General features: G+C 73.9%; 19 protein-coding genes. 13 read left to right on the forward strand and 6 right to left on the reverse strand.

From position 1 onward, the window contains the following. The first annotated feature begins 191 nt into the window (after positions 1-191). The 13 genes from trpC to JW613_RS06580 all read left to right on the forward strand — a co-directional run bounded on the left by trpC (position 192) and on the right by JW613_RS06580 (position 13,251). Positions 192-1,010, forward strand: coding sequence for an indole-3-glycerol phosphate synthase TrpC (trpC, locus tag JW613_RS06525; protein ID WP_099879789.1), 819 nt, complete (start codon positions 192-194; stop codon positions 1,008-1,010). Between the two features lie 6 nt (positions 1,011-1,016). Beyond that, positions 1,017-1,169, forward strand: a complete 153-nt coding sequence (gene trpM, locus JW613_RS36735) for a tryptophan biosynthesis modulator TrpM (RefSeq protein WP_368860579.1) — start codon at positions 1,017-1,019, stop codon at positions 1,167-1,169. Positions 1,170-1,247: 78 nt separating this feature from the next. Beyond that, the gene (gene trpB, locus JW613_RS06530) at positions 1,248-2,513 is read left to right on the forward strand and encodes a tryptophan synthase subunit beta (RefSeq protein ID WP_209209744.1); all 1,266 of its coding nucleotides are present in this window, start codon (positions 1,248-1,250) and stop codon (positions 2,511-2,513) included. After that, positions 2,510-3,328, forward strand: coding sequence for a tryptophan synthase subunit alpha (gene trpA / locus JW613_RS06535; protein ID WP_099879784.1), 819 nt, complete (start codon positions 2,510-2,512; stop codon positions 3,326-3,328). Before trpB ends, trpA begins: the two co-directional genes overlap by 4 nt. Positions 3,329-3,478: 150 nt before the next feature. Beyond that, entirely contained in the window at positions 3,479-4,231 is a 753-nt protein-coding gene (locus JW613_RS06540) for a DsbA family protein (RefSeq protein WP_209209745.1), read from the forward strand. Between the two features lie 122 nt (positions 4,232-4,353). Next, positions 4,354-5,421, forward strand: coding sequence for a prolipoprotein diacylglyceryl transferase (gene lgt, locus JW613_RS06545; RefSeq protein WP_209209746.1), 1,068 nt, complete (start codon positions 4,354-4,356; stop codon positions 5,419-5,421). An 82-nt stretch (positions 5,422-5,503) separates the two neighbouring features. Beyond that, the gene (locus JW613_RS06550) at positions 5,504-8,617 is read left to right on the forward strand and encodes a Na+/H+ antiporter subunit A (RefSeq protein WP_307865815.1); all 3,114 of its coding nucleotides are present in this window, start codon (positions 5,504-5,506) and stop codon (positions 8,615-8,617) included. Beyond that, positions 8,614-9,246: a Na(+)/H(+) antiporter subunit C gene (locus JW613_RS06555; protein WP_099879777.1), complete on the forward strand. Its 633-nt coding sequence runs from the start codon at positions 8,614-8,616 to the stop codon at positions 9,244-9,246. Before JW613_RS06550 ends, JW613_RS06555 begins: the two co-directional genes overlap by 4 nt. 49 nt (positions 9,247-9,295) lie before the next feature. Beyond that, positions 9,296-10,969 (forward strand): Na+/H+ antiporter subunit D, encoded by a 1,674-nt coding sequence (locus JW613_RS06560; RefSeq protein WP_209209747.1) that lies wholly within the window; start codon positions 9,296-9,298, stop codon positions 10,967-10,969. Next, positions 10,966-11,550, forward strand: a complete 585-nt coding sequence (locus JW613_RS06565; protein ID WP_209209748.1) for a Na+/H+ antiporter subunit E — start codon at positions 10,966-10,968, stop codon at positions 11,548-11,550. Before JW613_RS06560 ends, JW613_RS06565 begins: the two co-directional genes overlap by 4 nt. Continuing rightward, complete coding sequence (locus tag JW613_RS06570; protein ID WP_307865816.1) at positions 11,541-11,996, forward strand: MrpF/PhaF family protein; 456 nt, start codon at positions 11,541-11,543, stop codon at positions 11,994-11,996. Before JW613_RS06565 ends, JW613_RS06570 begins: the two co-directional genes overlap by 10 nt. A gap of 22 nt (positions 11,997-12,018) precedes the next feature. Then, positions 12,019-12,417 carry a monovalent cation/H(+) antiporter subunit G gene (gene mnhG, locus JW613_RS06575; protein ID WP_209209749.1) on the forward strand — a complete coding sequence of 133 codons (399 nt, stop codon included), beginning with the start codon at positions 12,019-12,021 and terminating at the stop codon, positions 12,415-12,417. Between the two features lie 102 nt (positions 12,418-12,519). Then, entirely contained in the window at positions 12,520-13,251 is a 732-nt protein-coding gene (locus tag JW613_RS06580) for a VIT1/CCC1 transporter family protein (RefSeq protein WP_209209750.1), read from the forward strand. Positions 13,252-13,267: 16 nt separating this feature from the next. On the opposite strand, the gene JW613_RS06585 is transcribed toward JW613_RS06580, so the two are convergent. The 6 genes from JW613_RS06585 to JW613_RS06610 are packed head-to-tail and all read right to left on the reverse strand — an operon-like array spanning position 13,268 to position 20,371. Then, on the reverse strand, positions 13,268-14,164 hold the full coding sequence (locus JW613_RS06585; RefSeq protein WP_209209751.1) for an HpcH/HpaI aldolase/citrate lyase family protein: 897 nt from the start codon (positions 14,162-14,164) through the stop codon (positions 13,268-13,270). Next, complete coding sequence (locus tag JW613_RS06590) at positions 14,161-15,369, reverse strand: CaiB/BaiF CoA transferase family protein (protein WP_209209752.1); 1,209 nt, start codon at positions 15,367-15,369, stop codon at positions 14,161-14,163. The genes JW613_RS06585 and JW613_RS06590 overlap by 4 nt, the downstream gene beginning before the upstream one ends. Further along, the gene (locus JW613_RS06595) at positions 15,362-16,822 is read right to left on the reverse strand and encodes an ADP-ribosylglycohydrolase family protein (protein WP_209209753.1); all 1,461 of its coding nucleotides are present in this window, start codon (positions 16,820-16,822) and stop codon (positions 15,362-15,364) included. The genes JW613_RS06590 and JW613_RS06595 overlap by 8 nt, the downstream gene beginning before the upstream one ends. Further along, complete coding sequence (locus tag JW613_RS06600) at positions 16,819-17,994, reverse strand: ADP-ribosylglycohydrolase family protein (protein WP_209209754.1); 1,176 nt, start codon at positions 17,992-17,994, stop codon at positions 16,819-16,821. The genes JW613_RS06595 and JW613_RS06600 overlap by 4 nt, the downstream gene beginning before the upstream one ends. Continuing rightward, the gene (locus JW613_RS06605; protein ID WP_209209755.1) at positions 17,991-19,229 is read right to left on the reverse strand and encodes an ADP-ribosylglycohydrolase family protein; all 1,239 of its coding nucleotides are present in this window, start codon (positions 19,227-19,229) and stop codon (positions 17,991-17,993) included. The genes JW613_RS06600 and JW613_RS06605 overlap by 4 nt, the downstream gene beginning before the upstream one ends. Continuing rightward, on the reverse strand, positions 19,226-20,371 hold the full coding sequence (locus JW613_RS06610) for an ADP-ribosylglycohydrolase family protein (protein ID WP_209209756.1): 1,146 nt from the start codon (positions 20,369-20,371) through the stop codon (positions 19,226-19,228). The genes JW613_RS06605 and JW613_RS06610 overlap by 4 nt, the downstream gene beginning before the upstream one ends. Positions 20,372-20,399: the final 28 nt, after the last annotated feature.

Consider the following 20,399-nt stretch of genomic DNA (forward strand, 5'->3'; position numbering starts at 1 on the left):
GCGGTGATTTGTCCGCTATATGGGACCGTGCGTAACCGGATGCGGGACCTCCGTGCCGTGGCGGATACCATCACAGTGGCCCACCCGACCATCCCCCGCTCCGCCGACGAGGGGCCGCACCCGGCCAACACCCCGCCAGCTGACAATCAGCCCGGATCCCAGCCCGAACCCAGCCACAAGGAGGCCGCTCGGTGAGTGTGCTCGACGAGATCATCGAAGGCGTGCGTGAGGACCTCGCCGAGCGGCAGGCGCGCGTCAGCCTCGAGGAGCTCAAGGAGCGTGCGGCCCGGGCACCCCGCGCCAAGGACGGACTCGCGGCGCTCAAGGGCGACAGCACGGCCGGCGTGCGGGTGATCTGCGAGGTCAAGCGCTCCAGCCCGTCCAAGGGCGCGCTGGCGGCCATCGCCGACCCGGCCGGGCTCGCCGCCGACTACGAGGCCGGCGGCGCCGCCGTCATCTCCGTACTCACCGAGCGCCGCCGCTTCGGCGGTTCGCTGGCCGACCTGGAGGCCGTGCGTGCCCGCGTCGACATCCCCGTGCTGCGCAAGGACTTCATCTTCTCCTCCTACCAGCTGTGGGAGGCCCGTGCGCACGGCGCCGACCTCGTGCTGCTGATCGTCGCAGCGCTGGAGCAGGAGGCGCTCGTCTCCCTGATCGAGCGGGCCGAGTCCATCGGGCTCACCCCGCTGGTCGAGGTGCACGACGAGGAGGAGGCCGAGCGGGCGCTGGAGGCCGGCGCGAAGATCGTCGGCGTCAACGCGCGGAACCTCAAGACGCTGGAGGTGGACCGGGGCAACTTCACCCGGATCGCTCCGGAGATCCCCGACCACCTCGTCAAGATCGCCGAGTCCGGTGTCCGCGGCCCGCACGACCTGATCGCGTACGCGAACGAGGGTGCCGACGCGGTGCTGGTGGGGGAGTCCCTGGTGACCGGGAAGGACCCGCGGACCGCCGTCTCCGACCTCGTCGCCGCGGGCGCCCACCCGGCGCTCCGCCACGGGAGGGGCTGAGCTCCCATGGCCGCCGTCGTCTCCCTGTGCTCCCTCGCGCTGGCGCGCGGGTGCCGCCCGCGCGGGTGCCGGGCGCCCGCGCGGCGCGTGCGGGGGCGGTCCGTCCGCTACCACATCGGGTGCGAGCCGGGCGTGATCCGCGGCCGTCGATGGCGCTGATCCTCCCCCTTCCTTCCCCCCGCGGAGGGGTGGGGGCGCAGCCATCACGTCAGCCCACTCGCAAGGAGCACCGTCGGTATGTCATCCGACTACTTCATTCCTGACCCGGAGGGTCAAAGTCCAAGCGTCGCCGGTTACTTCGGCGCTTTCGGCGGCAAGTTCATCCCGGAGGCGCTGGTCGCCGCCGTGGACGAGGTGGCCACCGAGTACCAGAAGGCCAAGGCGGACCCGGCCTTCGCCGCCGAGCTCGACGAGCTGCTCGTCAACTACACCGGCCGTCCCAGCGCCCTCACCGAGGTGCGGCGGTTCGCCGAGCACGCGGGGGGTGCCCGCGTCTTCCTCAAGCGCGAGGACCTCAACCACACCGGCTCGCACAAGATCAACAATGTGCTGGGTCAGGCGCTGCTGACCAAGCGCATGGGCAAGCCGCGCGTCATCGCCGAGACCGGCGCGGGGCAGCACGGCGTGGCGACCGCCACCGCGTGCGCCCTCTTCGGGCTCGAATGCACCATCTACATGGGCGAGATCGACACCGAGCGGCAGGCGCTGAACGTCGCCCGGATGCGGATGCTCGGCGCCGAGGTCGTCCCCGTCACCTCGGGCAGCCGCACCCTCAAGGACGCCATCAACGAGGCCTTCCGCGACTGGGTCGCCAACGTCGAGCGGACCCATTACCTGTTCGGCACCGTCGCCGGGCCGCACCCCTTCCCGCAGCTCGTCCGCGACTTCCACCGCGTCATCGGCGTCGAGGCGCGGCGGCAGATCCTGGAGCGGACCGGTCGGCTGCCGGACGCGGTCGCCGCCTGTGTGGGCGGCGGCTCCAACGCGATCGGGCTCTTCCACGCCTTCCTGCCGGACACCGGCGTGCGGCTGGTCGGCTTCGAGGCGGCGGGCCACGGTGTGGACTCCGGCGAGCACGCGGCCACGCTGACCGCGGGCGAGCCGGGCATCCTGCACGGTTCGCGCTCCTACGTCCTGCAGGACGACGAGGGCCAGATCACCGAGCCGTACTCGATCTCCGCCGGGCTCGACTACCCGGGCATCGGCCCCGAGCACGCCTTCCTCAAGGACAGCGGACGCGGAGAGTACCGGCCGGTCACCGACGACGAGGCGATGCGGGCGCTGCGGCTGCTCTCCCGGACCGAGGGCATCATTCCGGCCATCGAGAGCGCACACGCGCTGGCGGGCGCCCTGGAGCTGGGCAAGGAGCTGGGCAGCGACGGCATCGTGCTGGTGAACCTCTCGGGCCGTGGTGACAAGGACATGGACACCGCCGCGCGGTACTTCGGCCTGCTCGGTGACGACAACGACGCAAGCGGCACGGCCGAGGGGGAGAACGCATGAGCGGCACGGGTGGCAACGTCACACTGCTGGACGAGACCCTGGCGCGGGCCAAGGCCGAGAACCGGGCCGCGCTCGTCGGCTACCTCCCCGCGGGCTTCCCCACCGTCGAGGGCGGCATCGCCGCCTGCACCGCGCTGCTGGAGAGCGGCTGCGACGTGGTCGAGGTCGGGCTGCCGCACAGCGACCCGGTGATGGACGGGCCGGTGATCCAGACGGCGGACACCATCGCACTGGAGGGCGGGGTGCGGATCGCGGACGTGGTGCGCACGGTCCGCGAGGCACACGCCGCCACCGGGAAGCCGGTGCTGGTGATGACGTACTGGAACCCCGTGGACCGGTACGGCGCCGAGCGCTTCGCCGAGGAGCTGGCGGCCGCCGGCGGCGCCGGGTGCATCCTGCCCGATCTGCCGGTCGAGGAGTCGGAGGGCTGGCGGAAGGCCGCCGAGCGGGCCGGGCTCGGCACCGTCTTCGTCGTCGCGCCCAGTAGCCAGGACGCACGGCTGGCCCGGATCACCGCGGCGGGCAGCGGCTTCGTGTACGCCGCCTCGCTGATGGGGGTCACCGGGACGCGGGAGTCGGTGGGCAACGAGGCCCGGGGGCTGGTCGCCAGGGTGCGGGCCACCACCTCTTTGCCGGTGTGCGTCGGGCTCGGGGTGTCCGATCCCGGGCAGGCCGCCGAGGTGGCCGCCTTCGCGGACGGGGTGATCGTCGGCTCGGCGTTCGTCAAGCGCCTGCTGGACGCCGACACCCTGGAGGCGGGCCTCGACGAGGTGCGCGAGCTCGCGGCGGCACTCGCCGAGGGCGTCCGCCGCTAGCGGACCGGCGGACCCGGCACGGTTGTCAGGGCCCCGGCGATCTCTCGCCGGGGCCCTTCCCTTTCGGGTGACACCGAAGCCCTCCCTTTCGGGTGAAAAAGGGTGCTGTGTGTCCGTCGCCGCCCCGCCCCTCTCGTTGGGTCGGGCGTGATGAGCCAGAACGACAAAGAGGACGGCAGGCGCTCGGCCCGCGAGCGCCTGCGGGACCAGCGGGAGCGGGACAAGGCAGCCGAGCGCCGGTGGCGTTCGCTCAAGGTGGGTGGGGTGGTCGTCGCGGTGCTGGCCGTCGCGGCCGGTATCGGCGCCACGGTCGCCAGCCGGAGCGGCGGTGACCAGAGCGCCCAGTCGGCGAAGCCGGTCACGGTGGGGCGGCAGAGCGCCCCGGCGAAGCTCACGGTCTACGAGGACTTCCGCTGCCCGGCGTGCGGGCAGTTCGAGAACGCCTTCCGCAGCACGGTCAAGAGCCTGGAGCGGGCGGGCAAGCTCAAGGCCGAGTACCACCTGGTGACGCTCATCGACGGGAACATGGGCGGCCGGGGCTCCAAAGAGGCGGCCAACGCCGCGCTGTGCGCCAGGGACAAGGGGAAGTTCGCCCCGTACCACGACGTGCTCTTCCAGAACCAGCCCGCCGAGGAGGACGACGCGTTCGCCGAGACCCGGCGGCTGATCGAACTGGCCCGGAAGGTGGACGGGTTGGTCGACGCCGGGTTCGAGAAGTGTGTGACCAGCGGCCGGCACGACGCCTCGGTGAAGCGCTCGGACGAGGCTTTCCGTGCCTCCGGGTACCAGGGGACGCCGACCGTCCTGCTCAACGGCGAGGACGTCTTCAGCGACCAGTCGGACCCGCTGACCCCCGACAAGCTGCGGAAGCTGGTCGAGCGCAAGGCCGACAAGAAGAGCTAGCCGCCCGGACGCCCGGCCCTGCCCCGCGCCGTCCCGTCCCGCCCGGGCGGCGAGGCGTTATCCAGCCGTTGTGCGGGCTGATTGTCCGGTGCGCCGCCGGGCACGGTAGCGTCGGGTTCGCCATGGAGACCCTTGCCTTTATCCCCAGTCCCTCGGCCGGTGAGATTCACCTCGGGCCGCTCCCGCTGCGCGGCTACGCGCTCTGCATCATCCTCGGCGTCTTCGTCGCGGTCTGGCTCGGCGGGCGCCGGTGGGTCGCTCGGGGCGGGCAGGCGGGCACCGTCGCCGACATCGCCGTATGGGCCGTGCCGTTCGGTCTCGTCGGCGGCAGGCTGTACCACGTCATCACCGACTACCAGCTCTACTTCGGTGAGGGCCGCAACCCCGTCGACGCCGTCCGGATCTGGGACGGCGGGCTGGGGATCTGGGGCGCCATCGCGCTGGGCGCGCTCGGTGCCTGGATCGGCTGCCGCCGCCGGGGCATCGCACTGCCCGCCTACGCGGACGCGGTCGCGCCGGGCATCGTGCTGGCGCAGGCGCTGGGCCGCTGGGGCAACTGGTTCAACCAGGAGCTGTACGGGCGGCCGACCGATCTGCCGTGGGCCCTCAAGATCGACCCGGAGCACCGGCCGGTCGACACCCCCGATCTGGCCACTTACCACCCGACCTTCCTGTACGAGTCGCTGTGGTGCGTCGGTGTGGCGCTGCTGGTGATCTGGGCGGACCGCCGGTTCCGGCTGGGGCACGGCCGGGCGTTCGCGCTCTATGTGGCCGGGTACACGGTGGGCCGCTTCTGGATCGAGTACATGCGGGTGGACGACGCGCACCATGTGCTCGGCATGCGGCTGAACAACTGGACGGCGATCGTCGTCTTCCTGCTCGCGGTCGTCTACATCGTCGTCTCCGCGAAGAAGCGGCCGGGCCGCGAGGAGATCGTCGAGCCGGAGGCGGAGCCGGAGCCGGGGACAAACGCCGACGGTCCGGACTCCGCGGATGCCGACGCCGCGCCCGAGGACTCCTCGGCGAAGGAGTCCTCCGAGGACGGGCCCGGCCGCGGGAAGCCCTCCGGCGGGAAGTCCTCCGGCGGGAAGCCTGCCGGTGACGGCGGCGGTGACGGCCCCGCGGGGGCGGAGTCGGTGGCGAAGGGACCGGAGCCGCGGCGCAAGGCGGTCGACGGGCCCGCCTCCTAGACCCTGATCCGCTCGCCCCCTGCGGTGGCAGGGGGCGAGCCGCCTGTCCGAATTGCGCCCTTATGTGTGCAATTCTCGGTGCGTGCTGTGGTTGATCGTCGTCCACTTCGCGGCCGCCTGCTGTGCCGGGCCACTGGTGCGGTGGCTCGGCCCGCGCGCCTTCCTGCCGCTCGCGCTGGCACCCGCCGGTGCGGCCGGCTGGGCCACGGCCCACTACAGCCAGGTCGTGGACGGCGGTGCACTGGAGGAGCACACCGACTGGATCCCCGCGCTCGGCGTCGGTATCGACCTGCGCTGCGACGCGCTCGCACTGGTGATGGTGCTGATCGCCGGGGGCGTCGGGGCCCTGGTGATGGTCTACTGCGCGGCCTACTTCGACCGCGACGCGCCACGGCTCGGTGCCTTCGCCGGATCGCTGACCGCCTTCGCCGGGGCGATGCTCGGCCTGGTGCTGGCCGACGACCTGATCGTGCTGTACGTGCTGTGGGAACTCACCACGGTCTTCTCCTTCCTGCTCATCGGGCACAGCTCCGAACACCGCACCAACCGCCGGGCCGCGCTGCAGGCGCTGCTGGTCACCACGCTCGGCGGGCTGGTGATGCTCGTCGGCTTCCTGATGCTGGGGCAGGCGGCCGGCACCTACCGGATCTCACGGCTGCTCGCCGACCCGCCCGGCGGCTCCGCACTGGTCTCGGCCGCCCTCGTACTGGTGCTGGTGGGGGCGCTGTCCAAGTCCGCCGTGTGGCCGTTCAGCTTCTGGCTGCCCGGGGCGATGGCCGCCGCCACGCCCGTCTCCGCCTATCTGCACGCCGCCGCCATGGTCAAGGCCGGGGTCTATCTGATCGCGCGGCTCGCGCCCGCCTTCGCCGACCTGCCGCCCTGGCGGCCGCTGGTGCTGGTGCTGGGCAGCATCACCATGCTGCTGGGCGGCTGGCGGGCGCTGCGCGAGAAGGATCTGAAGCTGCTGCTGGCCTACGGCACCGTCAGCCAGCTCGGCCTCCTCACCGTGCTGGTCGGCGACGGCACCCGGGACGCGGCGCTGGCCGGGGCCGATGTGATCCTGGCGCACGCGCTGTTCAAGGCACCCCTCTTCCTCGTCGTCGGCATCATCGACCACCTCACCGGCACCCGTGATCTCGACCGGCTCTCCGGTGTCGGCCGGGCGCAGCCCGTGTTGTGCGCCGTCGCCGTGTGCGCCGGGCTGTCGATGGCGGGGCTGCCACCACTGCTCGGGTTCGCCGCCAAGGAGGCGGCCGTCTCGGCGCTGCTGGGGGCGGGGACCGCCGAGGCGTGGGCGCTGTGTGCCGTCGTCGCCGGGTCGGCGCTGACCACCGCGTACACGCTGCGCTTCCTGTGGGGGGCCTTCGCCCGCAAGGAGTGCGGCACCCCGCCGATGGAGCCGGTGACCGTGTCCCCGGACGCCCGCGCCGGGTCACTGCTGCTGGGACCCGCGCTGGTGTGCGCGCTGGCCGGGCTGGTGCTGGGGCCCGGCGTGGCATGGCTGGACCCGCTGCTGGGCCGGTACGCCGATCTCTTCCCCGTCGAAGGCGCCCGCTACCACCTGGCGCTGTGGCACGGCTGGGGCACCGCGCTGGGACTCTCGGCCCTCTCCTGGGTGCTGGGCGCCGCCGTCTTCCTCGCCGGACGGCAGCTGGCCGCCCTGGGGGACCGGCTCGCACACGTCGACGGCGACCAGGTGTTCGCCCGGGCGCTGTGGGCGCTCGAGCGCGTCTCCCTCCAGGTCACCGGCGCCGTGCAGCGCGGCTCGCTGCCCGTCTACCTGGGCACCGCTCTCGTCGTCCTGCTGGGCTTCGAGACCGCGCAACTGGTGGCCGGGGGGCCATGGCCGGATCTGGAGCCGGTGCGCTGGTACGACTCGTTCCCGCAGCTGGCCGTCGCGGCCGGGGTCGCGGCGGTCGGGGTGCTGTGCGTGGTGGCACGCCAGCGGCTGAAGGCGGCCGTCCTGGCGGGCATCACCGGCTACGGCGCCGCACTCCTGTACGTGCTGCACGGCGCGCCCGACCTGGCGCTGACCCAGTTCGCCGTCGAGACCGTCTCGCTCATCGTCTTCGTACTCGTGCTGCGTAGACTGCCGGCGCGCTTTCCCGACGGCAGCAGCAGGTGGCGCACCCGGCGGGGCGTGCAGCTCGTCGTCTCCGTCGCCGCCGGCGGCCTGCTGGCCGGGCTGCTCCACCTCTCGCTCGCGGCCCGCACCGCTGCGCCCTCCGGCCCGGAACTGCTCTTGGCCACGGAGCACGAGGGCGTCCGGAACGTGGTGGCCACCACCCTGGTGGACCTGCGGGCCTGGGACACCATGGGTGAGTCGGCGGTGCTGGCCGTCGCCGCCGTCGGCGTCACCAGCCTGGTCTATCTACGCCGCCGTGCCCGGGTGCCCGTCGCCCATCCCGTGCCCGGCGCCGAACACCCCGTCGACGGCCCCGCCCCGACCGCGCCCGTCGCGGGGCCCGGAAGACCCCCCGGTGCCCAGCCGGCCGGCTCGGCGAGCGTCGCCCTCGACCGCCCTCCCGAAGCCGCGGAGGCCGGGGCCCACCGGCTGCCCACCGGGCGCCGGGACGCCTGGAAGCTGCCGGGGCGCCTCGGCACCCGCCCTCCGCACCGCTCGCCCGTCGCGCCCCGCCGCACCTGGCTGGCCGCCAGCGCCACGCTGGCGCCCGAGGGCCGTTCGGTGATGTTCGAGGTGATGGCCCGACTGGTCTTCCACCCGATCCTGGTGCTCTCCCTCTATCTGCTCTTCTCCGCCGAGAACCAGCCCGGCGGCGGCTTCACCGCGGGCCTGGTGGCCGGACTCGCGCTGGCCGTGCGCTATCTGGCGGGCGGACGGCTGGAACTGGCGGCTGCCGCACCCGTGGACGCCGGGTTCCTGCTCGGCCTGGGGCTGCTGATCATCACCGGCACCGGTCTGGCCGGGCTCGGGCTGGGCGGCGCCGTGCTGGCCTCCGGCAAGGTGACCGGCGACTTCTGGCTCGTCGGACCGTTCCACGCGGCCAGCCCCGTGCTCTTCGACACCGGCGTCTATCTGCTCGTGCTCGGCGTCGTTCTCGACGTACTGCGCAGCCTCGGCTCGGAGATCGACCGGCGCCTGGAGCGCGAGCGCCACGGTGCGGGCCCGTCCGGCACGGGCGACGCGCCCGGTGCGGGGAGCCCGTCCGGCACCGGGCAGGAGCGGTCGCGATGACGGGGACGGTCGCGCTGGTGGGCTGCGGCGGAGTGCTGTTCTCCTGCGGTACGGCGCTGCTGCTGGCCCGCCCGCTGACCCGCATCCTGCTGGGGGCCGTGCTCATCGGCAACGGCGTCAACCTGCTGGTCCTCGCCACCTCAGGGCCCCAGGGCAACGCCGCGCTGCTGTACCCGGGCACCGCGCGCGAGACGATCGCCGATCCGCTGCCGCAGGCGTTCATCCTCACCGCCATCGTCATCACCCTCGCGCTGACGGCGTTCCTGGCGACCATGGCCTACCGCGCCTGGCAGCACTCCGGCAACGACGACGTGCCCGACGACATCGAGGACATCCGCGTCGTACGCCGCGCCACGTACGCCGAGGAACGGGAGCGGCTGCGCGCCGCCTACCGCAAACGGCGCCACGAGTACCGCGCCCTGGCGCACGACGAGGAAGAGCGCGAGGCCCGTGAACGCAGCGCCTACGAGCGGCTGGGCACGGCCCGCGACCGGTACCGCGGACTGCGCCGGCGCGCCCGCGCCGACGCGCGGGTCTTCCGGGCCCGGCAGGCGCGCGCCGAGGAGACGGCGGAGGAGATCGTAGGGGAGGACGACCCGTGGCAGACCATCCTGGGCGCGGACCGATGAGCGCGCCCGCCCGCAGTCCCCGGCAACCCCGCGCGCAGAGGGGGCCGCGATGAGCGGGGTCGCGTCATTGGTGCCCCTCCCGGTGATCCTCCCCCTGTGCGCCGCGGGGCTCAAACTGGCCATCGGCGCGAGACTCGAACGCGTGCAGCGGTTCATCAGCGCCGCTGTGCTGCTCGCCGTGCTCATCGTCTCGCTGCTGCTGCTGATCGCCGCCGACCGGCACGGACCGCAGGTGATGTTCGCCGGAGGGTGGGCCCCGCCGGTGGGCATCGTCCTGGTCGCCGACCGGCTCTCCGCGCTGATGCTGGTGATCTCCTCGTCCGTGACGCTGTGCGTACTCGTCTACTCCGTCGGCCAGGGCATGGCGGACAACGACGACACCACCCCGCTGTCCGTCTTCCACCCCTCCTACCTGGTGCTGGTCGCCGGGGTCTCGGACACCTTCCTGGCCGGGGACCTGTTCAACCTCTACGTCGGCTTCGAGCTGATGCTGACGGCCAGTTATGTGCTGATGACCATTGGTGGCACCCTGGCGCGCATCCGCGCGGGTGCCACCTACGCGATCGTCTCGCTGCTGTCGTCCATGCTGTTCCTGGCCGCCGTCGCCATGGTGTACGCCGCCACCGGCACCGTCACCATGGCCCAACTGCCCGCCCGGCTCGACGCCTTGCCCAGCAGCGTGGCCATGGTCATCCAGGTCGCCCTGCTCGGAGTCTTCGCCATCAAGGCCGCCGTCTTCCCGCTCGCCGCCTGGCTGCCCGACTCCTACCCCACGGCCCCGGCGCCGGTGACCGCGGTCTTCGCGGGACTGCTGACCAAGGTCGGTGTCTATGCCGCGCTCCGCACCCAGACGCTGCTGTTCCCCGGGACCGGCATCGACACCGTCCTGATGGTCGTGGCGCTGCTGTCGCTGCTGGTCGGCATCCTCGGCGCCGTCGCACAGACGGACCTGAAACGGCTGCTGTCCTTCACCCTCGTCAGCCACATGGGATACATGTTCTTCGGGATCGGACTGGCCAGCCCCGACGGCATCTCCGGCGCCGTCTTCTACGTCGCCCACCACATCACCGTGCAGACCACCCTCTTCCTCGTCGCCGGGCTGGTCGAACGCCGCAGCGGAACGACCGACCTGCAAAGCCTCGGCGGCCTGGTGCGGCTCTCCCCGCTGCTGGCCGTGCTGTTCCTCGTCCCCGCACTGAACCTCGCCGGCATTCCGCCGCTCTCCGGCTTCCTCGGCAAGTTCGGGCTGATGCGGGCCGGTGTGGACGACGGCGGGGTCCTCGCCTACGTCCTGGTCGCGGGCAGCACGGTCACCAGCCTCCTGACCCTGTACGCGCTGGCCAAGGCGTGGAATCTGGCATTCTGGCGCGCCGCCACGCCCGAGATGTGCGCGGCCGGGACGGTGCTGGAATCGACGGAGGAGGACGCTTCGGACGGCGTCCCGGACGCGGCCGCCCGGGGCACCCCGACGGGCGGCGTCGGCGACTGGCCCGCCGGAGGTCTCGGACTGCTGGCGCCGCGGCGGGTGACGGCCACCTTCGGTGGCCAGGAGATCACCACCACCAGCTCGCTCCCCGTCAGCATGGCCGGTGCCACCACGGCCCTCGTACTGTTCGGACTGGCCTTCACCGTGCTCGCGGGACCGCTGTTCGCACTGACCGACCGCGCGGCCGGCGAACTGCTCGCGCGTACCCCCTACGTCGAGGCGGTGATCGGCGGATGACGGCCCCTCAACGGCTGCCCGAGGCCAGTCGGCTGCGCGCCACCCAGTGGCCCATGGTGCTCGGGTTGACCCTGCTGTGGCTGCTGCTGTGGGGCACCCCCACCCCGGCCAACATCGTGACCGGGGTGCTGGTCGCGCTGCTGGTGGTGCTGGTCTTCCCGCTGCCGCCCATCGAGAAGCAGTCCCGCCCGCACCCGTTCGGCATCCTGCGGTTCGTCGCCCGGTTCGCGCTGGACATGGTCGTCTCCAGCTGGCGGATCAACCGTTCCATCCTCGCTCTCGGCCGTCCGCGCTGCGCCGTGCTCGCGGTGCAGATGCGCTGTCCCGGCGACCTGCTGCTGACCGCGACGGCCGTCGCCGTCACCGCCGTACCCGGAAGCACCGTCCTGGAGGTCGACCGCCGGTCGGGAATCCTCTACCTGCATGTGCTCGGCGGCGACCGGGAGGAGGATCTGGCGCGCGCCCGGCGGGACGCACTGCGCCTGGAGACCCGGGTCGTGGAGGCCTTCGGCACCGCCGCCGACGTCGCTGCCATCCGGGCCTCCGAGACCGCCCAGGAGGTGTTCGGCCGGTGGCGGTGACGGCGGCCGCCCCTTCGGGGGCCTACGAGACGGTCGCGGCGGTGATCGCGGCGCTGCTGCTGGCCGCCGGGCTGATGGTCACCCTGCGGATGGCGCGGGGACCCTCGACCCTGGACCGGGCCGTCGCCCTCGATGTGCTGGTCGCCGTGGTGATGGCCGGTATCGCCCTCCAGTCGGCGGTCCGGGGCAACGCCTTCTATCTGCCGGTGCTCCTGGTCCTGTCCTTCCTCGGCTTCACCGGCTCGGTCGGCGTCGCCCGCTTCATGGCGCTGCGCGACGAGGCCGGGACCGAGGACGTGGACGTGAGCGAGGGCACCGGGGAGGAGAGCCGGGGCGAGCAGGGCACCGATCAGGAGAGCGCCGGCGGGCAAGCGGGCGGTGCCGGGGGGAACTCCGCGCCCGACGACGGCCCGCAACGGCCCGGACCACCACCGGAGGAGCCATGAATCCCACATTCCGGGAGCCGCGATGAGCTGGGGGGAGGTGGCCGACGCCGGGGGCGCCCTGTGCATGCTGGCGGGTGCCTTGCTGTGCCTGCTGGCCGGGATCGGACTGCTGCGGTTGCCGGACGTCCTCAGCCGGATGCACGCCGCGACCAAACCGCAGTCCTTCGGCCTGCTGCTGGTCCTGATCGGTGCCGGGCTCTGGCTGCGCAGCCCCATCGACCTGTGCACCCTGCTGCTCGTCGGCCTCTTCCAGCTGTTGACCTCACCGGTGGCCGCGCACATGGTGGGCCGTGCCGCCTATCGGACCGGACGGCTGGACCGGGAGGGCCTGGTCCGCGACGAGCTGGCGGAGGCGCTGCGTACCGCGGCCGCCGACCGCGACCCCGGGGATTCCGGGGAGAACCCCAGGTCAACGGGGTAAGTACGGCCTTCCTTGCTGGCAGCGGAAGGCGCTTCGTGCCTACGCTTCGAACAGTGGGCGCCCCGCCCGCCTGCAGTTCGAAGCGAAGGAGCCGTACCGGCCATGTCCCATGCCGGAGTCACCGACCCGACCCATGTCGCACACCGCGACAACCACACCCACCGCGACGTCAACGGCGGCTGGCTGCGGCCCGCCGTCTTCGGCGCGATGGACGGGCTGGTCTCCAACCTCGGTCTGATGACCGGCGTGGCGGGCAGTGCCGCCTCCTCGCAGACCATCGTCATCGCCGGTCTCGCCGGGCTCGCGGCCGGCGCCTTCTCGATGGCCGCCGGGGAGTACACCTCCGTCGCCTCGCAGCGCGAACTGGTCCAGGCCGAGCTGGAGATCGAGCGGCGCGAGCTGCGCCGCAGCCCCGGTGAGGAGGTCAAGGAGCTGGCCGCCCTGTACGAGTCGCGCGGGGTCGACGCCGAACTGGCCATGAAGGTCGCCAAGCAGCTGCACCGCGACCCGGAGCAGGCGCTGGAGATACACGCCCGCGAGGAGCTGGGCATCGACCCCGCCGAGCTGCCCTCGCCTACCGTCGCGGCCGTCTCCTCGTTCCTGTCCTTCGCCCTGGGCGCCGTACTGCCCGTGCTGCCCTACCTGTTCGGGACCACCGCGCTGTGGCCCGCTGTGCTGCTCGCGCTGACGGGGCTGTTCGTGTGCGGGGCGGTCGTCGCCCGGGTCACCGCCCGCAGCTGGTGGTTCAGCGGCGCCCGCCAACTGGGCCTGGGCGCCGCCGCGGCCGCGGTCACCTACGGGCTGGGCGCCTTGTTCGGGGTCGCGGTCGGATAGCCGGACGGCGGACGGGTCAGCGGCGGCGCGCCAGCGACAGTGTGCGGCGGGCCCCCGCGACGACAGCCGGGTCGACGAAGCGCCCGTCCGGCAGCGCCAGCGCCCCCGCTTCCGTGGCGGCGGCCGTCACGATCTCCTCCGCCGCCGCCACCTCCTGCGCGCTGGGCCGGTACGCCTCCTCGATGACGGGCAGCTGCCGCGGATGGATCGCCGTCCGCCCGAGGAACCCGCGCGCCCGCCCCGCCGCGCAGTCGCGGGCCAGCCCCTCGGTGTCCCGTACGTCGGGGTACACCGACTGGGGCGGGGGCGCCAGCCCGGCGGCCCGCGCGGCGACCACCGCCCGCCCCCGCGCGTACTCCAGACCGCCGGCCGAGCCGCTCGGCACTCCCAGATCGGCACGCAGATCGGCCTCTCCCAGGGCGATGCCGTCCACCGCGGGGTGCCCGGTGGCGATCTCGAAGGCGTACTCCACACCCAGTGCCGACTCCAACAGGGCGTACAGCGGCGGTACGTCGTCCACCGACGGCACCCAGCCGACGGCGTGCCGCAGCTGGTCCGCGCCCGTCACCTTCGGCAGCCGCAGCCCGGCGAGCCCCGGCAGGGGCGCCAGCGTGCGGATGTCCCCCTCGGCGAGGGGACCGTCCAGGGCGTTGACCCGCACATGGACGGGGACCGGGCCGGGCGGGCCGTCGGCCAGCAGTTCCGCGGTGGCGGCACGGGCGTACGCCTTGCGCTCGGGCGCGACGGCGTCCTCCAGGTCGACCAGCACCACATCGGTGCCCGAGTGCAGCGCCTTGGCGACCACCTCGGGCCGGTCCCCGGGAACATAGAGCCAGGTCAGCCAGGTCGCCGGGGCCCCGGAAGGGAGCGCTGCGGTGGTGTGCGCTGCCGGGGCCGCCGGGGAGGACTTCACCGCACCACACCTGCCTCCCGCAGCGTGTCGATCTGCTCCCTCGTCAGACCGAGACCCGAGAGCACCTCGTCGGTGTCGGCCCCGTGCCCGCGGCCCGCCCAGCGGATTCCGCCGGGCGTCTCGGAGAGCCGGAAGAGGACGTTCTGCATCGCCACGGTGCCGAGCTCCTCGTCCTCGACCTCGGTGATCGAGCCCAGGGCGCGGTACTGCTCGTCGGCCAGCACGTCGCGGATGTCGTAGACGGGGGCGACGGCGGCCTGGGCCTCCTCGAAAGCGCGGAGCACCTCCTCGCGGTCGTGGCGGGCTATCCAGCCGCCGACCGCCTCGTCCAACTCCGCCGCGTGCGCGGCACGGCCCGCACCGGTGGAGAACCACGGCTCGGCCAGGAACTCCGGGTGTCCCACCAACCGCAGCACCCGCTCGGCCACGGACTGCGCGGAGGTGGAGACCGCGACCCACCGGCCGTCGGCCGTGCGGTAGGTGTTGCGGGGCGCGTTGTTGGCCGACCGGTTGCCGGTGCGCGGCTGGACGTAGCCGAGCTGGTCGTACCAGACGGGGTGCGGGCCCAGCACGGTCAGCATCGGCTCGATGATGGCCATGTCCACCACCTGGCCCCGCCCGGTGCGCTCCCGGCCGGCCAGCGCGGTCATGACGGCGTACGCGGTGGACAGCGCGGCGATCGAGTCCGCCAGGCCGAACGGTGGCAGGGTCGGCGGCCCGTCCGGCTCACCGGTGAGCGCCGCGAAACCGCTCATCGCTTCGGCGAGGGTGCCGAATCCGGGGCGGTGCGCGTACGGGCCGAACTGGCCGAAGCCGGTCACCCTGGCCAGCACGAGCCGCGGGTTGGCCGCGGACAGCTCCTCCCAGCCCAGCCCCCACCGCTCCAGGGTGCCGGGGCGGAAGTTCTCCACCACGACATCCGCCCCGGCGACGAGCCTCAGCAGTACGTCGCGCCCCTCGGCGCGGGACAGATCCAGGGCGATGGTCCTCTTGTTGCGGCCCAGCAGCTTCCACCACAGGCCGATCCCGTCCTTGCTCGGGCCGTGCCCCCGGGACGGGTCGGGCTTGTGCGGGTGTTCGACCTTGATGACCTCGGCGCCGAAGTCGCCGAGCATGGTGGCCGCCAGCGGCCCCGCGAAGAGGGTGGCGCAGTCCAGGACGCGGAGCCGGTCGAGCGGCGCGGCTGATGAGGTGCCGTCAGACATGGTGCGGTGCTCCTTTCACGCTCAGCGCGGCCGTGCGGGAGGCCAGCGCGTCGAAGCCGATGCCGTCCAGGGCGCCGACGCTCGTCGCCAGCCGGTTGTGCAGCGGGTCCGTCCAGCGGGCGGGCAGCGCGGCGGGGGAGCCCGCCAGCAGCCCGGTCAGGGACCCGGCGGTCGCCCCGTTGGAGTCGGTGTCCCAGCCGCCCGACACCACCCGGCGCACGGCACCGTCGAAGTCGCCGCGCGCATGGGTCAGGGCCGCTGCCACCAGCGCCGCGTTGGGCAGCACATGGACCCAGTGGTGGCCGCCGTACGCCTCGTGCAGCTCGTCGACCACGGGTTCGAACCCGGCCACGCCGCCGTCCCGGGCCGCATGCGCCGCGGCGGCGCCGGTGCGCACCGCGGCCGCGTACCGGGAGGCGGGCGGCACCACGGACAGCCCCGCCGCCAGGCAGGCGTCCACGTCGACGTCCGGGCCCCCACCCGCCGCACGGGCCAGCGCCGCCGCCACGAACATCGCGCCGTAGACGCCGTTGGCGGTATGGGTGAGCACCGCGTCCCGCCATGCGGCCTCGGCAGCGGCCCCGGGGTCGCCCGGGTGGGTCCAGCCGAAGATGTCGGCGCGGATCTGGGCGCCGATCCACTCCCGGAACGGGTTCCGGTACGTTCCCGTATCCGGCGGCTCGATCCCGGCCAGCAGATTCCGGTAGGCCACGCGCTCGGCGGTGAACGTACGGCCGGCCGGCAGCTCGTCCAGCCACAGCCGCGCCACGTCGGGGGTGCCGAACCCGTGGCCGTACCGCTCCAGGAGCAGGATGCCCAGCAGCGGGTAGTTGAGGTCGTCGTCCTCGGGCGCCCCGTCGATGTTCTCGGCGAGCGAGTCGGCGGCCGAGCGGCGGTTCCAAGGATGTGCGGCGGCCGTCGCCGGATCGAGCCCGCGCGCGGTGAACCAGCCGGTCAGCGGCCAGTTCCCGGTGGCCCGGGCCAGCGCCCTGATGCCCGCCAGCGACACCTTCTCCACGGGCTTGCCCAGCACGCACCCGGCGGCCCGGCCCGACCAGGCGGCGTGCAGCCGGCCTTCGAGCCCGGGACGCACCGCGTGGCGGCCGGTGGGCCAGTCGGGGCAGGCGGCACGGATCGCCTCCAGACCGGTCGGCTCGTCCGTGGCCGACGGACTCTCCAGCCGCGCCAACTCGTCCAGCAACTCCTCGGCGAGCGACCGCAGTCCGGGATCGGCCCCACCGGCGGACGCACCGGCGTGCTCCGGCGCCGGCCCGCCTCCCGCGGCCAGCCAGCGCCGCTCGACCGCCGAGGCGTCCCGCCCGTCCTCGGCCGCCTGCCGCAGCTCGTGCCCGAGCAGGTCCTCGGGCTGCACCCAGGTGAGGCGCAGCGCGGCGGCCTTCGCCGTGCCGGGCGCGCTGCCGGAGCCCTCAGCGCCCGGTGCGCCGCCGCTCATCGCCCCCCTCCCAGCGCCTCGAACGCCGCCTCGTGGGCCCGCCTGCGCGCCACGTCCCGGGCGAACACCTCGCGGGCCACCGCGGCCAGCGACACCGCGGGGGAGTGCAGATCGAGTCTGCTGGCGGCGGCGACCCGCTCGCTCCACTCGGCGGGGACGGCGGCCCCGCCGCGCAGGGCGCCGGCCAGGGCGCCGCTCATCGAGGCGATGGAGTCGCAGTCCCGCCCGTAGTTGACGGAGCCGAGCACGGTGGCCCGGTAGTCACCGGCGCCGACCAGCAGCATGCCGAGCGCTATCGGCAGCTCCTCGATGGCGTGCAGCCGCGAGGGTCGGCGAGCACCCAGCGACGGGTTGCGGTAGTCGGCGCCCACGGTGTCGAAGGGGGCGACGGCCTCCCGCAGCGGGGCCAGCGCCGCCTCCCAGTCGTCGTACCGTCCGGCCGTCCCGCAGACCGCGGCTATGGCGGCACGGGTACCGTCCTTGGCGAGCCGCAGCGACTCCTCGACGACCGACTCGGGGGTGGCGTCCGGCCGGTGCGCCGCGGCCACGGCGGCGGCGAACACCCCGGCCGCCTCCCGCCCGTACGAGGACTGGTGGGCCCCCGCCACATCCAGCGCCTCCCCGTAGGCGGCGTCCGGGTTGCCCGCGTTGACGACCCCGACCGGCGCCATGTACATCGCCGCCCCGCAGTTGACGATGTTGCCGGTCCCCGCCTCACGGGGGTCGACATGGCCGTAGTGCAGCCGGGCCACCAGCCACTTCTCGGCGAGGAAGATCCGCTGCAGCAGCAGCGCCTCCGCCTCCAGCTCGGGGATCCAGCGGGGCGAGCCGATGAGGTCGGGCACCAGATGGTCGGCGACGGCGTACGCGTCCAGATGGTCGCGCACCGTCTCGTAGACGCGGACCAGGGCGTGCGTCATGAGGGTGTCGTCGGTGACGTGCCCGTCACCCTTGTGGTACGGCGCGATGGGCCGGGCCGTCCGCCACCGGTCCTTGTGGAACGGCTCGACGATGCCCCTCACCCGGCCGCCGTGCCGCTCGGCGATGGCTTCCGGGGTCCAGCCTTCGACCGGGCCGCCCAGCGCGTCGCCGACAGCGGCACCCACCAGGCAGCCCACGGCGCGCTCCTCCAGCGAGGGCAGCGCACCATTCGGTGCGGGAGCAGAACTCATTCCAGTGGTCCTTCCGGGGCGAGGGGCGTGGCGGGGTCCGGTGGTGCGTCGGCCGGGACCGGGAGCAGATGGTGGGCGGCCAGCCGCCGTGCGGTCTCCACCAGATCGGTGCCGGCGAACTGCGGCAGCGCGCAGCCCGACAGCTGCCGGCAGCTGTCCCGCCAGGAGGCGGGCACCGCGCCGCAGCCGCCGAGCGCGCCCGCCAGCGCTCCGGTCAGCGCGGGCGCCGAGTCGGCCACCCGGGACAGACACGCGGCGGCGGGTACGGCGGCGCTGAGCGAGCCCCGCGCGGCGGTCGCCACGGCGAGCGCCACGGGCACGGTCTCGGCGGCGGCGATGCCGTAGCTGTAGACGTGGTCGACGATCTCGTGCTCCAGGACGGGGACGAGCGCGAAGGCACTGCCGGGCCCCGAGGCGTTCTCCCGCAGCGCGTGGCGCGCCAGCCGCACGGCGTGCAGCGTGTTGCGGCGGATCTCGGTGCCCTCCGGCAGTTGGTCGAGCGCCGCCTGTACACAGGCACCGGTCCGGCCGCCGGCCAGCGCCACCGCGACGGCCGCGGCCATCGCACGGGCGCCGTGCACCCCGTCGTCGTCCTGGGAGTAGCGGGCGTCGAACTCGGCGAGCGCCGCCGCCGAGGCGGGGTCGCCGGGGTGGACGACAGCCAGTACGGCGGCGCGTACGCACGCGGCGTCGTCGAAGTAGTGCGGGTTGTCGTGGCCGGTGGCCGGCGGTCTGAGCCCCGCGGCCAGGTTGCCCAGACCGGCGCGTACGGAGATCCGGGCCCGCAGCGGGATCTGTGCCGACTCGATCTCCTCGGCCTGCTCGGCCGCCGCCGCGACCTCGTCGGCCAGCGCGTTCCACGCCAGGGTCAGTGCCGCGCGCACCCGCTGGTCGGGGGTGAGGTCGCTGTGGCCGGCGGCGTCGGCCGACAGCACGGCGTGTGCGGTGAAGGCCGCCCACTCCGCGTCGTCGGACGGGCCCAGCCGCAGCGGCTCGGGCGGCTGGTTGAGCGCGATGGGCACCGGCAGCGTCGTGGTGGCGTTCTGTTCGGCGAACGTGTCGAGTTCGCGGGTGAGTCTGCGCGTCCAGTCCGGCAGCCGGGCCGCGCGGTGCCGCCCGGAGGGCCAGCCCGCCGCGTCCCCGGCGGCCAGCCCCAGCAGCAGTCCCTCGATCCGCCCGGCACCGTCACCACCGGGCGGGCCGGTGGGCCGCGGCGCGGCGGTGACGCAGCTCATGAGGCGTCCCGCGCGTCGTGGACGGGGGCCAGCCGGTCGGCGATGTCGCGGACGTGCCGCCCGGCCATGGCGGGCAGACAGCTGCCGCGGGCCGGACGGATCGCGGCGGCCCACTGCGCGGGGATGGCCGACTCGCCGCGGAGGGCGCCCGCCAGCGCCCCGGCGACGGCCGCCGTGGTGTCGGCGTCGCGCCCCATGTTGACGGCGGTGAGCACCGAGCCGGTGAAGTCCCCGCGTGCGGTGGTGAAGGCGCCGAAGGCCAGTCCGATGGCTTCGGGCGCCAGATCCGTCCACGGGTAGCCGCCGATGACGACGGAGGAGCGCACCGCCCGCTCGACGCTCAACCGGGTGGCGTTCGGCCGCAGCGGGGCGCGCCGTGCCGCCGACACGGCCCGCTGCAGGGACCGGGAGGTCCAGGCGTCCTCGGGGACGACCGACAGCGCGGCCTGGACCACGGCGCCCGGACTGTCGCTCACCATGGCGGCGGCCACCCCGGCCGCGACGGCCCGTCCGCCGTAGATGCCCTCGCCCTCGTGGCTGACGGTGCCGTCGATGGACACCAGCCGCGCGGCCTCGGCCGGCCGGCCCGCGGCGAAGACTCCGAACGGCGCGGCGCGCATGGCCAGTCCGTCGCTCCAGGCGTGCCGGTGCTGTGCGGAGATGGGCGCCGCCAGGCCCCGGCGCAGGTTCTCCAGGGTGCCGCGCTCGCTGAATCCCGCGCCGCGGAAGGAGCCCGCGCCGTCCCCTTCCAGGTCGGCGATCCAGTGGTGCCAGGCGGCCTCCACGTGCGCGACCGAGAGGGCCGAGCCGTGTTCGGCCAGCAGCAGCCCGGAGAAGATGGCGTACTCGGTGTCGTCGGTACCGGCCGGGTCGTCGCGGACGAACCCCTCGATCCGGCCCCAGCGTTCGCGGATCTGCGAGGGCTTCATGTTCTCGGCGGGGGCACCGAGTGCGTCACCGACGGCGAGCCCGACCAGGGCTCCCCGGGCGCGATCGATGGGGGAGGGGGCGAGGGGATGGGTGGGGACGGTCGCGGTGGCGGTTGCTGGGACGGGTACCGGTACGGGTGTGGGTGCTGGTGTGGGTGAGGGAGGAGAGGGCGGTGGTGCGGTCGGTGCTGCGGCCGAGTGCTCGGCGCTCATGCGCTGCTCTTTCTGTGCGTGCCGTGCG

The organism is Streptomyces smyrnaeus (assembly GCF_017676345.1).
Taxonomy (GTDB): Bacteria; Actinomycetota; Actinomycetes; order Streptomycetales; family Streptomycetaceae; genus Streptomyces; species Streptomyces smyrnaeus.

Excerpts from the sequence above, each read along its gene's own strand:
- trpM (WP_368860579.1), top strand. The coding sequence starts at position 1,017 with ATGGCCGCCGTCGTCTCCCTGTGCTCCCTCGCGCTGGCGCGCGGGTGC.
- trpB (WP_209209744.1), top strand. The coding sequence starts at position 1,248 with ATGTCATCCGACTACTTCATTCCTGACCCGGAGGGTCAAAGTCCAAGC.
- trpA (WP_099879784.1), top strand. The coding sequence starts at position 2,510 with ATGAGCGGCACGGGTGGCAACGTCACACTGCTGGACGAGACCCTGGCG.
- JW613_RS06540 (WP_209209745.1), top strand. The coding sequence starts at position 3,479 with ATGAGCCAGAACGACAAAGAGGACGGCAGGCGCTCGGCCCGCGAGCGC.
- lgt (WP_209209746.1), top strand. The coding sequence starts at position 4,354 with ATGGAGACCCTTGCCTTTATCCCCAGTCCCTCGGCCGGTGAGATTCAC.
- JW613_RS06555 (WP_099879777.1), top strand. The coding sequence starts at position 8,614 with ATGACGGGGACGGTCGCGCTGGTGGGCTGCGGCGGAGTGCTGTTCTCC.
- JW613_RS06560 (WP_209209747.1), top strand. The coding sequence starts at position 9,296 with ATGAGCGGGGTCGCGTCATTGGTGCCCCTCCCGGTGATCCTCCCCCTG.
- JW613_RS06565 (WP_209209748.1), top strand. The coding sequence starts at position 10,966 with ATGACGGCCCCTCAACGGCTGCCCGAGGCCAGTCGGCTGCGCGCCACC.
- mnhG (WP_209209749.1), top strand. The coding sequence starts at position 12,019 with ATGAGCTGGGGGGAGGTGGCCGACGCCGGGGGCGCCCTGTGCATGCTG.
- JW613_RS06580 (WP_209209750.1), top strand. The coding sequence starts at position 12,520 with ATGTCCCATGCCGGAGTCACCGACCCGACCCATGTCGCACACCGCGAC.
- JW613_RS06590 (WP_209209752.1), bottom strand. The coding sequence starts at position 15,369 with ATGTCTGACGGCACCTCATCAGCCGCGCCGCTCGACCGGCTCCGCGTC.
- JW613_RS06595 (WP_209209753.1), bottom strand. The coding sequence starts at position 16,822 with ATGAGCGGCGGCGCACCGGGCGCTGAGGGCTCCGGCAGCGCGCCCGGC.
- JW613_RS06600 (WP_209209754.1), bottom strand. The coding sequence starts at position 17,994 with ATGAGTTCTGCTCCCGCACCGAATGGTGCGCTGCCCTCGCTGGAGGAG.
- JW613_RS06605 (WP_209209755.1), bottom strand. The coding sequence starts at position 19,229 with ATGAGCTGCGTCACCGCCGCGCCGCGGCCCACCGGCCCGCCCGGTGGT.
- JW613_RS06610 (WP_209209756.1), bottom strand. The coding sequence starts at position 20,371 with ATGAGCGCCGAGCACTCGGCCGCAGCACCGACCGCACCACCGCCCTCT.